Below are 13,910 nucleotides of genomic sequence, written 5' to 3' on the forward strand. Positions count from 1 at the left end.
TTGACAGTTGACAGTTGACAGTTGACAGTTGACAGTTGACAGTTGACAGTTGACAGTTGACAGTTGACAGTTGACAGTTGACAGTTGACAGTTGACAGTTGACAGTTGACAGTTGACAGTTGACAGTTGACAGTTGACAGGGAACAGTTGACAGTTGACAGTTGACAGTTGACAGGGAACAGTTGACAGTTGACAGTTGACAGTTGACAGTTGACAGTTGACAGTTGACAGTTGACAGTTGACAGTTGACAGTTGACAGTTGACAGTTGACAGTTGACAAAACGCAAAAAACCGCGAAAAATTTGCTTTTTAGGTATTGACAAAGGATTTTAAAAATGTTATCCTGAACTTGATAAGGAAGAACTATCTGAAATTTTAAAAGTAGGGTGTGTTAGCGACTAGTAACGCACCATGGGGAAAGACTTTATGTGAAACATAGCGATAGCGAAGCGCTGCTGCAAGCAGTTCGCTATATAAGGGAACAGTTGACAGTTGACAGTTGACAGTTGACAGTTGACAGTTGACAGTTGACAGTTGACAGGGAACAGCCAACAAAACGCAAAAAACCGCGAAAAATTTGCTTTTTAGGTATTGACAAAGGATTTTAAAAATGTTATCCTGAACTTGATAAGGAAGAACTATCTGAAATTTTAAAAGTAGGGTGTGTTAGCGACTAGTAACGCACCATGGGGAAAGACTTTATGTGAAACATAGCGATAGCGAAGCGCTGCTGCAAGCAGTTCGCTATATAAGGGAACAGTTGACAGTTGACAGTTGACAGTTGACAGTTGACAAACGTCTCTACATTATCTTTAAATAATCCTGTGATTGATGCGATATGATCAAGATTCAATTATTAATAACCTCACATTAAACAATTTCAACGATTTGATAAAATGGTGCGTTACTAATCGCTAACACACCTTACATACCATAAGTTACTATATTTGTCAATAGTATATTTGTTCTACCAATTAAAGTACATGATTTGCTGAATAATTTTTCCCCAATTTACTCTTTTAAACCACTGCTAATTTGTAAAGTTTTGTATTTTTTTGAAAATTGATCTCTGAAACGACTATAAATAAAGACTTCTGAAAATCATCTTTTGAGCAAGGTACGAAATTGACAATATTAACCCAATTATGAAATTCTCAATAATTCTAGCAAATCGCCGAAAGTATTGCAAGCTCGTTCCTAAATAAAAATAATTCTCAATTAATTGTTAAGAAAATCTAAAGTTGAATTTTCCTAAGTTATGAATATTAAAAGTATTATCCTATAATGATAAGTTTTAATTATGATTTATGGTTAACTCATTCATACGCAGTGATAAATAAAACTATAAACTCAAAGCACACCAAGAAAAAAGGACTTAAAAAAGATTATTTAAAATATATCTTGTAACTGATGGGATATGTTCAGGTCAAGAAATTATCTGCATTTAATTTGTATATAGCGTTTCCCAGTCTAATGAAGTCCAAAATTATTAGATATGACATTAATGGTAAATTAAATAATGTAGAGAAGATAATCCTGATACAGAGAACATTTATACAAAAAATCATCATATTACCCATGTCCTTAAATCTAAATTCACAAATTCCCTATTCCCTGACAAATGAATATCAATGTACAACTAACCTCAATGTCTATGACTCTCCTGAATGTGTCCGGTTAGCAACTCAAGCTGCAACGGGACGACATTTACAAATAACATCAAATCATCATCATCAAGCAGTTGAAGTCTGTTTATGTGAAGACGACTATCCGGGATGGTTGTCTAGGGAAGATTTGCAGTTTATGCAAGCGACTCAAACATTATATCAACCCCAGTTGATCTGGGCAGCAGAAATTCAACAACGCATAACCGACATTATTGCTTTTACTCAAGCCGCAAAGGAACAAGATAATTATTATCTTTGGGGTGGCACAGTTGCACCTAATTATGATTGTTCTGGTTTCATGCAAGCCGCTTTTAAATCTGTAGGTGTTTGGCTACCAAGAGATGCTTATCAACAGGAGGCTTTTACTCAAATAGTTGATATGACGGAATTAAAATTAGGAGATCTAATATTTTTTGGTACTTCAAAAAAAGCGACTCACGTGGGTTTATATTTAGGTGATGGTTATTATATTCACAGTTCGGGAAAAGATCAAGGCCGGAATGGTATTGGTATTGACCAGCTTTCGGAACAAGGAGACAAAGTTAGTCAGTGCTATTATCAACAATTGCGCGGTGCTGGTAGAGTAATCAAAAGTTATCCTGGTCATGGATAGATAAACTGTATTTTCCGACTACCCAGAGGCGTTTTAGTGACATATAGATCAAAAAGATGAGAATCAATTATGGAAACGGATTTATATCAAATAAATATCAAATCAATTATCAGCTATAAAAAATGACTAATCATCAATCACCAATTTTAGATGTATCCGTAGTTATACCAATTAAAGATGAAGTAGAAAGTCTACCTTTATTACTAAAAGCAATTTCTTCCACTCTCACAGCTAGTAAATTGAACTATGAAATTATTTGTGTAGATGATGGTTCTAGTGATGGTTCAGCGGAATTTCTCAAAGAACAGGCACAAATTCGTACTGATATAAAAGTGGTGATATTGCGTCGTAACTATGGACAAACTGCGGCCATGTCTGCTGGTTTTAATTATGCTAAGGCCAAGGTAATTGTGACTTTAGATGCTGATTTGCAAAATGATCCGGCTGATATCCCCATGTTAATTACAAAGCTGGATGAGGGTTATGATTTAGTCAGTGGTTGGCGGCAAAATCGCCAAGATGGGGCATTAAATCGCCTACTTCCTTCTAAAATCGCCAATTGGCTAATTCGTGGTGCTACTAGCGTTTATATTCATGATTATGGTTGTTCTCTCAAAGCTTATCGGGCTGAATTAGTGGCGGATATGAATCTTTATGGGGAATTACACCGCTTCTTACCCGCATTAGCATATATCGAAGGGGCGAGAATTACTGAAGTCCCTGTGCGTCATCATGCGCGGCGGTTTGGACAGAGTAAGTATGGGATATCAAGGACATTTCGGGTATTAATGGATTTATTAACTATTCTATTTATGAAAAAGTTCCTCACCCGTCCTATGCACGTCTTTGGACTGTTAGGGTTAATTTCTATGGTTTCTGGTGGGGGAATAGGTATATATTTAACTTTCGTCAAATTGGTTTTCCATGTAGATATCGGTAATCGTCCTTTGTTGATTTTGGCGGTTTTGTTGCTAGTAACTGGTGTACAGTTGTTTTGTTTCGGTCTTTTGGCAGAGTTGTTAATGCGGACATATCATGAATCTCAGGGAAGGCCTATCTATCGTGTGCGGGAAGTTGTGGCAAAAAATGTTAAGTAACGTAACAATAGGAAAATAACACTTTTAGGATTATTGCATCTGCCGTGAAAGCTTTTGATACTTTTGACGCTGAACTGCGGAAAAACCTGCTCATGTTATTTGCCGCAGGTTTGTTTTTTTGGTCAGGTTTAGCCTCATTATTGCCGACCTTACCCTTATATATTGAACATATTGGTGCGAGTAAACAGGAAATTGGCATTGTTATGGGTAGCTTTGCTATTGGTGTACTACTAGTTAGACCATCAATGGGCGCTTTAGCTGATAACCGAGGCTGCAAAATAGTCTTACTGATAGGGATGTTTGTGGTAGCGATCGCGCCTTTAGGATATTTAGTGGTAAAATCAGTCATTCCCCTAATGTTGATTCGTGCCTTTCATGGTATTAGTATTGCTGCTTTTGCCACAGCTTACACTGCCTTAGTGGCAGATTTAGCACCAGAACACCGTCGGGGGGAAGTAGTCGGTTACATGAGTTTGGTAAGTCCTTTAGGTGTGGGCATAGGTCCAGCCATAGGTGGATTTTTACAAGCAACCGCTGGTTATACCCCATTATTCCTCTCATCTGCGGCTTTAGGATGTTTAGGTTTACTATCTATTATCCCCATTGTCAACCCACCTATGGCCATCAAACCAATTAACAGCAAAAATGATAACTTTTGGCAAATACTAACTAGTCCTCGCGTGCGGATTCCGGCTCTAGTCTTATTATTGAGTGGTTTGACTTTAGGTAGTTTACATACTTTCATCTCCCTATTCATCAAATCAACAGGAGTGGATTTAAATCCAGGTTTATTTTTCTCCGTGGCCGCCATTTCCAGTTTTAGTTGTAGATTATTTACTGGGAAAGCCTCAGATCAATATGGACGTGGTTTATTTGTCACTATGAGTTTGATAGCTTATACTCTCTCTCTCATCTGCGTATGGCAAGCAAATAACTCTTTAATGTTCTTATTAGGAGCATTAATGGAAGGTGCTGCTTCTGGGACACTAATTCCCATGATTTCCGTATTAATGACAGATAGAACCTTACCCCACGAACGAGGTAGGATATTTGGTACTTCTTTAATGGGATTTGATATAGGTTTAGCTATAGCAGGTGCGGTTTTTGGAACATTAGCCGAAACGTGCGGTTATCGCAGTATGTTTGGTTTAACCACGGGTCTAACAGTTCTGGCAATTGTAATTTTCTTGACCCAGTCTAGCCGCAATATACCGGAATCTCTAAGTTTTGCCTTTGGTCGTCATCAAGATGTCTATGCTGTAAAATAATTCAACGGATGGGAAATTGAACCCTGGAGAACAGGTAACAGGGAATAGGGAATAGGGAACAAATAGCAACTTATTATTAGAGGAAAATTACTGGCTGGATTAAATTTATTATGTCTCCAAAACAAGAAACAAAAAAATATTATAAATGGGTCTGGGATGTATCCCTAGGTGGTGAATTTGATGATTGGGGTACTAGTACATACTTCATGGAGATTGGAAATACTTTATATCCTCTCAGACAAATAGAAGTCTATGAAAATGGGAATGTTTTATTTTATGATCATAGCCACTTCCTGGACGATTATGGGATGTTGTGTGATCAGAAAATAGATATACTAGATATACAAGAATTTGAAATTACTCAAGCAGAATTTGAGCAAGTATGGCAGACAAAAGTTCCCATCAATAGACCTCTGATGAAAAAGAATGTAGAGCCGAAAATCCCTACCCAGGTCACGTCTCTACAAACGTTCTCAGTAAGTGAACAGAAAAAAACCGACATAAGTAACGAAAAGTAAAGTTCCCAGTTAGGAGTTCCCTTGTCATAACGACAATTTTTAACGCCAACCTACTGCTGTAAGATAAATAATAATATTCGGCCTCAACCCACTGGAGTTACCAGTGACTATCCCAAATTCCATGCAGCACGAAACTCAACTAAGTCTCTTTGATAACTCTAGCTTGAACCAGCAATCGCTAATTCCTCTCCATGGACAAATTCCCATTGTCCCCGGAAATTATGAGAATATGGGAGAATTAGAAAAAGACTGTCATCACTGTCACCGTTGTCCATTAGCAGCAAACCGGACTCATGTTGTAGTTGGCCGTGGTAACCCCCAAGCCAAAATTATGATTATCGGGGAAGCGCCGGGAAAAAACGAAGACGAAACAGGTTTACCATTCGTCGGTAGATCAGGACAATTACTAGAAAATATCTTAGCATCAGTTAAATTAAGTACAGATACAGATATATATATAGCTAATATTTGTAAGTGTAGACCACCGGAAAATCGTGTACCTACCGGGGATGAAATAGCGGCTTGTAAACCCTATTTATGGGAGCAAATTCGCTTAGTTAACCCAAAAATTATTTTACTCACAGGTGCAACTTCAGTTAAAAGTGTAATTGGCGACAAACGACCTATTACCAAAATTCGTGGTCAATGGCTAGAATGGGAAGGACGTTTATGTATGCCGATTTTTCATCCCTCCTACTTATTGCGTAACCCTTCGCGGGAACAGGGAGCGCCTAAATGGCTAATGTGGCAAGATATACAGACAGTCCGTGATAAGCTGGATGAAATCAAAACAAAAGACAAAAATTAAGCATTACATCACCAATTACCATCTTTAACTCGTCAATACTCCTGTAACTTGGTAAAGTTAGAAAATCAAAATATTTAAATCATCAGATTTTTACTATTAAAACATGGGCAGCCAGAGAAAAATGTACTGGGAACTTGATTTTTACTCCCGTCCAATTTTGGACGAAAACCAGAAAAAAGTCTGGGAAATGTTAGTTTGTGAAAGTCCGGTAGATATTGGTACACCGACAGATACTCTATTTCGCTATGCTAAATACTGCCCTAGTACCCAGGTAAATTCTGGTTGGTTGCGGACCGCAATACAGGAAGCTATAGAGAAAGCGGGTACAGCACCTACCAAAATCCGCTTTTTCCGTCGCCAAATGAATAACATGATTACAAAATCCTGCGAAGACGTGGGAATACCCGCCGCACCGAGTCGTCGTACCTTAGTTCTTAATCAATGGATACAGCAGCGCATGGCAGAAGTTTACCCCCAACAACCGGGATATCAGGGAGTGACTAATCCTTCGGTGCGTTTAGATAGACCTTTACCCCAGCGTTTACCAGATGCCTTAGAAGGGAAACAATGGAATTTTGTGACATTACAGGCGAGTGATTTTACTGATATGCCAGATTGGGAAATAGGCTTTGGTGAAGCATTTCCCCTAGAATTGGCGCAATTGTCCCCAGAAACACGCATTCCAGGGATTTTGATTTTCTCACCCAGGGCTTTACCAATAGCCGCTTGGATGTCTGGTTTAGAAATGGCTTATTTGCGATTTGATACCAGTAGTGGCAACAGATTGATTTTAGAAACTGGGGCCACGGAAAGTTGGATTGTGGCTAATATCCGCACTCCTCAACTCCTCAAGGAAGCACAAGGCTTTGCTGTAGCCAAAGAACAAGCCAATGGAGTCCATTTTATCGGAGTCCAGTCCGATGCTCAAGCCCAGTCCTTTGAGGGATTTTGGCTGTTACAAGAAGTCAATTTGCCCTAAGGGAACAGGAAAGGAGATAAAAAAACTGTAACTTTTGATGACACGCTAATGGGATAATCAGGAGCGACGATTAAGCGGCTTATATCCAAAATCCATAATTCATAAAAGGACATGGGTTCTGTAAATTTGTTACAAGATACACTAGCGGAACAGTTACTAGAACTTGCCTTCAAATCTGGTGCTGAGGCGGCGGAGGTGTACCAATCAAGATCGCTTTCTCGACCGGTTTTTTTTGAGGCCAACCGTCTCAAACAAATAGAAACCAGTCAATCTGAAGGTACAGCCCTGCGGCTATGGCGGGATGGTTGTCCCGGTTTGACCGTAGCTTATGGCGATGTTGATCCCCAGACTATGGTGGAGAAATCTTTGGCACTGAGTCGCTTAAATCCACCAGAAGCAGTAGAATTAGGGAGTCATAGCGGGCAATATTACCCGGATTTAGGCACATCTGTATCCGTCGAAATGTTGATTAATTGGGGTAAAGAGGCGATCGCTTTGATTCGTGATGTCTATCCAGATGTTCTTTGTCATAGTGACTGGGAGTGTGATATAGAAAACACCAGACTGATCAACAGCCAAGGTTTAGACTCTCATTACACTGACACCACACTTAGCTGCTATATGTCAGCGGAATGGGTCAGAGGTGATGATTTTCTTAATGTTGCTGATGGCCAAACCCAACGGAATCAACTCAACCCACAGAAAGTAGCCAGTCAAATTTTACAGCGCTTAAATTGGGCTAGAGAAAATATTTCTAGTCCCAGTGGTCGTTGTCCTGTCTTGTTCACTTCCAAAGCAGCAGATATGCTGTGGGGAACTGTGCAAGCAGCTTTGAATGGTAAACACATCCTAGAAAAATCTTCTCCCTGGGTTGATAGGTTAGCTAAACCAGTAATTGCACCCACCCTTACCCTTTACCAAAACCCAGCAGCAGGTCCCTATAGCTGTCCCTTTGATGATGAAGGTCAACCTACCCAGTCATTAATATTTATCGAAAATGGAATTTTACGGAATTTTTATAGCGATCGCACTACGGGAAAAAAATTAAACAGCGGTAGCACTGGTAATGGTTTTCGTCCTGGTTTAAGTAGTTATCCCACACCTGGGCTATTTAACTTCCTGATTCAACCCGGTAATCTTTCCCTATTAGACTTGATTAGAAAGATGGATGATGGCTTAATTATCGATCAAATGTTAGGTAGTTGTAGCGGACTATCTGGTGATTTTTCTATTAATGTTGACTTAGGATATCGGGTAAAAAACGGTCAAATAATTGGACGGGTCAAGGATACGATGGTAGCAGGAAATGTTTACACAGCCCTCAAACAAGTGCTAGAACTCGGTGGGGACGCAGATTGGAATGGTTCTTGTTATACACCATCCCTAATAGTAGAAGGACTTTCTACTACTGGGAAAAATAGTTAGGACAAGAGTTTGTAGTTTATAGATTGGGTGAAGCGACAACGCCACCCAACCTATGTATGATTAAGCCATACTGCATTTAATTTGTATAATGCTTAAAAAAGTGTCCCCGACCCCTATATAATTAAAACTTAAAATTTAAAATTCAAAATCCAAATTTATGATTTCCCTGGTAATGCTAACCCAGCGCCTTCGCCACTTTTGGCAACCTAGAAAGGGTTTAGCGATGGCAGAAGCCTCTATAATTGGGATAGTGGCTGCTTTATCTGCGGTATTACTCAAACAGGGTTCAGGGTGGTTGGGAACATGGAGGGTACATACAAGCCACATATTACCACCATTGATCGCTCTACCAGTTATTGGTATTAGTTTGGGTTTTCTCTCCGGTTGGTTAGTGCAAAGGTTAGCGCCGGAGGCATCTGGTAGTGGTATTCCCCAAGTTAAGGCAGCTTTAGCTAATGTACCAATTACATTATCATGGAGAGTAGCTTTTGTCAAGTTAATTAGCGCCGTGATTTCCTTGGGTTCGGGCTTAACCTTGGGAAGACAAGGTCCTACAGTCCAAGTGGGTGCAGGTTTAGCAGCAGGAATGAGTCGTTTAGTTCCCACCTCCCCAGACCACCGGAGACAAATGATAGCAGCGGGTGCTGGGGCCGGTTTAGCGGCGGCTTTTAATGCACCTTTAGCAGGGGTATTATTTATTATTGAAGAGTTATTACAAGATTTATCCGGTTTAACTTTAGGAACGGCTATTATTGCTTCCTTTATTGGAGGTGTAATTTCCCGGTGGTTGGGTGGCGGTAGTTTGCAATTAGACTTAAAACTAATTGACCATTCTAGCACTTTTTCCCTATTAGAAATTCCTATTTTATTAATTTTGGGAATTTTCATCGGTTTATTAGCAGCTTTATTTAGTAAGGGATTAATTTTTAGTATTCAAATTTATCGCCGTTTACATATTAGTTTACCTTTACGAGTGGCTTTAGCTGGTTTCGCTTCTGGTTTGATTATTGCTTTACTTCCTGAACATTTTCGAGATAATACAGGTTTGCGAGAGTTTATGATCACTGGTGAAGCAAATATTCCCGTAGCAGGAATTGCCTTTATCGCCCAATTTATCTTAACATTAATTGCCTTTGGTTCAGGCGCGCCCGGAGGAATATTTGCCCCCAGTTTAATTTTAGGTTCTTGTTTAGGGCATATTATTGGTGTCTGTGAATTGCAAATATTTGGCATTGGTTCACCTACCACCTACGCATTAGCAGGAATGGGGGGATTTTTTAGTGCGGTTTCCAAAGTCCCCATAACCGCAATTGTCATTGTTTTTGAAATGACCACAGATTTTAATTTAGTATTACCTTTAATGGTGGTATCTGTAACATCTTATTTAGTTTCTGATAAAGTTTTTCCCGGTTCACTTTATGATAAACTGTTAAAATTAAATGGCATTGTTATTAAGAAAGATAATGTAAATGAAGGCATATTAACACAATTAACAGCCCAGGATGTCATGCAGCGGATAGTGGAAACCTTAGAAGCAAACATGACAGGAGATGAGGTGATTAAGGCTTTTTCTCGTTCCCATCATCGGGGATTTCCTGTGGTAGAAAATAATAAATTAGTAGGATTAATTTCCCAAACAGATTTACAGAAAATCCGTAATCATCTCTCACCAAATGAGACTCTTTTAAAAGAGATTATGACACCTCAACCAGTGACAGTCACACCCACAAATAGCCTCAGTCATGTTCTCTATTTATTAGATAGATATAAAATTAGTCGTTTACCTGTAGTAGAAGGAAAAAAATTAATTGGGATTATTACCCGTGCTGATATTATTCGTGCAGAAGCAGAACATTTAAATGGGGAAAATGGGGTGAGAAGTCCTATAGTAGAACCTTCTTATTTAGTTTACCAAACAAGATCCCCCAGTATTGGCAGAGGTAGATTATTAGTCACCATTGCTAACCCAGAAACCGCCGTCACTTTATTAGAAATGGCTGCGGCTATTGCCCGCGATCGCCATTATGAAATAGAATGTTTACAAATCATTTTGGTATCTCGTCACATTTCCCCAACAGAAACCCCAGTCAACACTACAAAAAGTCGTCGCTTACTCCGACAAGCAGAAAGTTTAGCCAAAAAACAGCATATTCCCATTCATACCCAAATTCGTGTCGCCCATGATGTCGCCCAAGCAATTTTAGAAACTACCAAGGAAAGACATATAGATTTAATTTTCATGGGTTGGAAAGGAAATACATCCACCCCAGGACGGATTTTTGGTAATGTGGTAGATACCATTATTCGTCAAGCTAACTGTGATGTTGTTTTGGTGAAATTAGGTGATAATTTCCATTCCCTTGAGCAATTGAAACGGTGGTTAATTCCCATGGCCGGGGGACCAAATGCACCCATAGCCATTAAATTATTACCATCTTTAGTCACATTGGGAAATAAAACAGAAATTCGTTTAACTCAGGTGGTGAAACCTGGAGAACTTACACCAGATATGACGGTTTTAGAAGAATCTACCCGTCAATTAATGCGTCACCGCAATTTACATAGTACCATTGTCGCCGCATCTTTACAAGCTAACTCTGTGGCGGCTGGAGTCATTGAGTTAGTCAAAGCTGAAGATTTTGATATTGTGATTTTAGGTGCTTCCCGTGAGGGATTATTACAACAAGCAATTCAAGGTAATATTCCTGAAGCAATAGCTTCAGGTGTTAATAGTACGGTAATTTTGGTTAGTAGTGCTATTCGGGAATAGAAAACATGAATTTCTTTCACGCAAAAGCGCGAAGAGTAAGAGTTTGAGTAACAGATTTTGATATCTGACCCACCCTACTAATATATTACTATTCCCTATGCCAAACAGCAAAAATCATGCCCACAATAAAACCACCAAGGTGCGCCCAATAAGCAACTCCCCCGGTTTCTACACTCATGTTAGCTGCTGTTTGCAGACTAGCAAAACCAGAAATCAGATTTTGGAGAAAGAAAATCCCAATAATTACCAATGCAGGAACATTAATTGTAGTGATAAAAAAACCTAAAAAGATTAAAGTGGTAATTCTGGCGCGAGGAAACCAGATTAAATATGCACCTAAAACACCAGAAATAGCTCCACTTGCCCCCAAGGAAGGAATAATCGAGTTGATACCAATAAACCATTGACATAAAGCAGCCAATGCACCGCAAGTTAAATAAAAAAATAGATATTTTAAATGTCCTAAACGGTCTTCAATATTATTACCAAAAACCCAAAGATAGACCATATTTGATATTAAGTGCCACCAACCTCCATGTAAAAATTGAGAAGTAAATAAGGTTGTCCATTCACCACTCCAGTTAGTAGTTAATTGTTGAGGTATGACAGCATACAATTGGAAGAACTGTTCTAGTTGTGTATTTGATAAACTTACTTCATGGAGAAAAACTAGAACATTCATTCCAATCAACCCATAGGTAAAATATGGGGTAATTCGGGTCGGATTTTCATCATAGAGGGGAAACACAAATGTCGTTCCTAATAATCACTAATAGCACTATAACGCTTAATCAGAGGGAATAGGAAACAGGGAACAGGGAACAGAACAGTAGGGTGTGTTAACGCCAGCGTCACGCACCCACGTATAAGATACGTCACTAATGACCAATGTTACAAAATATTTGCTGATTCATAGAGTCTACGGATAATGGATGTGATTTTAGTTCCATAGTCCAAATCTGCGGACCAGCGTCCCGATAATTGATTAATTGACGGAGCAACACCTCTGGTAACAAAGCGAAATCTAGGGTCTACTTGTTCCTGTACCAAAGGTTCTAAACTAGCATAAGCTTTCAAATGTTGAATATGCGCTCTCACACCAATCCTCGCACTAGGAAATGAAGCTCCTTGAGACCCACCACCAACAGCACCTAAACCAGCAAAGTTATTTTGCTGGGGTTTAATATCAGTACCAAAGCGCAAAAATCCAGTTTCTAAACACATTTGGCAAAAAGCAATATCATAATTTACTCCCTCAATATTTGCTTCTTCTCGATATAGTTTAGGAAGATCAGGAAACTGGATCAGAGCGCTTTCATTATTGTTTTTTAGAAATAGTTGTAGCTGTACTTCTGATGTATTACCATTGGAGATAATTTGCTCAATTTGTCCCAAACAAACTGGTAAAATTGAGCGTAATTTCACAACACAGTTAGCACCATCCCAATCAACGGAAACATGAGACTCTCGCAGTTCAATTGCTTTGATGTAAACTATTTGACGATAGGTAATCCGGCGCAAATTAGAGAGCTTTGAAACATCAACCCGTAAACGATCTACTAAATCAATGGGAATATAAGAATTACCATTAATTAATAATCCTTGTTCCGAGTAATTTTGTCCATTAATATTGATATTTATATTATTATAATTGGTTTGAGGAGTTGCTTGTTTAGGATCATTTACCTGATTCCAAGCAGCTAATCCCTCAGCAATTCCCACAGCAAAATCACGACGACGACTTTGCAACAAAGCGCGGTCTTCAGGACTGCTTAAAAAACCAACCTGTAGTAATAAAGCTGGTATCGTAGTTTGACGACAAAACTGTAACTTACCCAAGCCGCTATCTGTATCTGGTTTAACTCCGCGACTCGGTAATTGGGGGACACGGACTAAAAGTCCCTTCAATAATAGTTCCGCATTTTGTTGACGTTGCTGATTTTTGGCAATATAGAATACACTTGCGCCCCGGACAGAGGGACTACTAGCAGCATTAGCTTGAATTTCTAGCGCCACATCCTTGACATTAGCGCGGGCATTAATCCAAACTATAGTTTTAGCGGCACTTAAATCATCAGGAACGGCTAAAACTTCTAAATTACGGCTGCGGAGTTCTGTCACCACCAAATCCCGCAAAAGAATCATTTCCTTTGCTTCCGTCGTCCCACCAGCGATCGCTCCAGGATCATTTTTACCGGATTCTATGCCACCATGGGCAGCAGAAATAAAAATACGTCCCATTTTTACCTATTTCCGTTATTAAGTCCCAGCAATTGCTATTTTACCCCATATTACGGTAGGTTTTAACAGTCTTGGGATTTAATCTCAAAATAACGTAGTATATTGGGGTTAATCGTATTTAAACCCAAGATGAAATACCTAACTCCAGAACAAGTTTATAAGCAATTCGACTATCACCCCAAGACAACCGCTTGAGGGGGCTGACTTAGGGAAAAAATAGCCGAAGAACAAAATATTTATGAGCCAAATAGTAGCCCATGTGATTTAATAGAAGGTAGTGCAGTCTAGACCATGAAACTCAAAGTTAAAAATCAGTTAACCGTTACCAGAATCGCCATTTTAGGGACTAAAAAACTAAATACTTGGAAATCTAACGAACTTGATTTAATTGCTTTGCGTTTAGGACAACTACGCTCTGACTTGTGGAATGAGTTCGGCTCTTTAAAGGCTTGGGGTATTTCTAAATTTGAAATTGACAAACAGCTACGCACATCTAAAGACAAGTACCAATTACCTGCTAAATT

At 39.2% G+C, this 13,910-nt stretch carries 9 protein-coding genes and 2 pseudogenes; 9 read left to right on the forward strand and 2 right to left on the reverse strand.

Annotation, left to right across the window (positions count from 1 at the left end):
- Positions 1–1,578 precede the first annotated feature (1,578 nt).
- From H6F39_RS19050 to H6F39_RS19085, 8 genes and pseudogenes are all read left to right on the forward strand, one after another.
- The gene (locus tag H6F39_RS19050) at positions 1,579–2,280 is read left to right on the forward strand and encodes a C40 family peptidase (protein ID WP_137909449.1); all 702 of its coding nucleotides are present in this window, start codon (positions 1,579–1,581) and stop codon (positions 2,278–2,280) included.
- A 122-nt stretch (positions 2,281–2,402) separates the two neighbouring features.
- A complete protein-coding gene (locus tag H6F39_RS19055) occupies positions 2,403–3,377 on the forward strand; it encodes a glycosyltransferase family 2 protein (RefSeq protein WP_137909450.1) in 975 nt (324 codons plus the stop codon).
- A gap of 44 nt (positions 3,378–3,421) precedes the next feature.
- Entirely contained in the window at positions 3,422–4,645 is a 1,224-nt protein-coding gene (locus H6F39_RS19060) for an MFS transporter (protein WP_190397232.1), read from the forward strand.
- A 110-nt stretch (positions 4,646–4,755) separates the two neighbouring features.
- Positions 4,756–5,055, forward strand: a pseudogene (locus tag H6F39_RS19065) (hypothetical protein); the annotation flags it as partial.
- Positions 5,056–5,284: 229 nt separating this feature from the next.
- The gene (locus H6F39_RS19070) at positions 5,285–5,971 is read left to right on the forward strand and encodes a uracil-DNA glycosylase family protein (protein ID WP_137909460.1); all 687 of its coding nucleotides are present in this window, start codon (positions 5,285–5,287) and stop codon (positions 5,969–5,971) included.
- Positions 5,972–6,092: 121 nt separating this feature from the next.
- The gene (locus H6F39_RS19075) at positions 6,093–6,950 is read left to right on the forward strand and encodes a Tab2/Atab2 family RNA-binding protein (RefSeq protein ID WP_370539409.1); all 858 of its coding nucleotides are present in this window, start codon (positions 6,093–6,095) and stop codon (positions 6,948–6,950) included.
- A 111-nt stretch (positions 6,951–7,061) separates the two neighbouring features.
- The gene (locus H6F39_RS19080) at positions 7,062–8,375 is read left to right on the forward strand and encodes a TldD/PmbA family protein (RefSeq protein WP_137909453.1); all 1,314 of its coding nucleotides are present in this window, start codon (positions 7,062–7,064) and stop codon (positions 8,373–8,375) included.
- A 172-nt stretch (positions 8,376–8,547) separates the two neighbouring features.
- Complete coding sequence (locus H6F39_RS19085; protein WP_242028674.1) at positions 8,548–11,145, forward strand: chloride channel protein; 2,598 nt, start codon at positions 8,548–8,550, stop codon at positions 11,143–11,145.
- 88 nt (positions 11,146–11,233) lie between these two features.
- On the opposite strand, the gene H6F39_RS19090 is transcribed toward H6F39_RS19085, so the two are convergent.
- Both H6F39_RS19090 and H6F39_RS19095 read right to left on the reverse strand, forming a co-directional pair.
- A complete protein-coding gene (locus H6F39_RS19090) occupies positions 11,234–11,893 on the reverse strand; it encodes a rhomboid family intramembrane serine protease (protein ID WP_137909455.1) in 660 nt (219 codons plus the stop codon).
- 143 nt (positions 11,894–12,036) lie between these two features.
- Complete coding sequence (locus H6F39_RS19095; RefSeq protein WP_137909456.1) at positions 12,037–13,386, reverse strand: N-acetylmuramoyl-L-alanine amidase; 1,350 nt, start codon at positions 13,384–13,386, stop codon at positions 12,037–12,039.
- Positions 13,387–13,677: 291 nt separating this feature from the next.
- On the opposite strand from H6F39_RS19095, the pseudogene H6F39_RS19100 reads away from it, so the two are divergent.
- Positions 13,678–13,910 (forward strand): annotated as a pseudogene (locus H6F39_RS19100) (addiction module component); the annotation flags it as partial.

The organism is Dolichospermum sp. FACHB-1250 (assembly GCF_014696335.1).
GTDB classification, from domain to species: domain Bacteria; phylum Cyanobacteriota; class Cyanobacteriia; order Cyanobacteriales; family Nostocaceae; genus Dolichospermum; species Dolichospermum planctonicum.

Excerpts from the sequence above, each read along its gene's own strand:
- H6F39_RS19070 (WP_137909460.1), top strand. The coding sequence starts at position 5,285 with ATGCAGCACGAAACTCAACTAAGTCTCTTTGATAACTCTAGCTTGAAC.
- H6F39_RS19085 (WP_242028674.1), top strand. The coding sequence starts at position 8,548 with ATGCTAACCCAGCGCCTTCGCCACTTTTGGCAACCTAGAAAGGGTTTA.
- H6F39_RS19095 (WP_137909456.1), bottom strand. The coding sequence starts at position 13,386 with ATGGGACGTATTTTTATTTCTGCTGCCCATGGTGGCATAGAATCCGGT.
- H6F39_RS19050 (WP_137909449.1), top strand. The coding sequence starts at position 1,579 with ATGTCCTTAAATCTAAATTCACAAATTCCCTATTCCCTGACAAATGAA.
- H6F39_RS19055 (WP_137909450.1), top strand. The coding sequence starts at position 2,403 with ATGACTAATCATCAATCACCAATTTTAGATGTATCCGTAGTTATACCA.
- H6F39_RS19075 (WP_370539409.1), top strand. The coding sequence starts at position 6,093 with ATGTACTGGGAACTTGATTTTTACTCCCGTCCAATTTTGGACGAAAAC.
- H6F39_RS19080 (WP_137909453.1), top strand. The coding sequence starts at position 7,062 with ATGGGTTCTGTAAATTTGTTACAAGATACACTAGCGGAACAGTTACTA.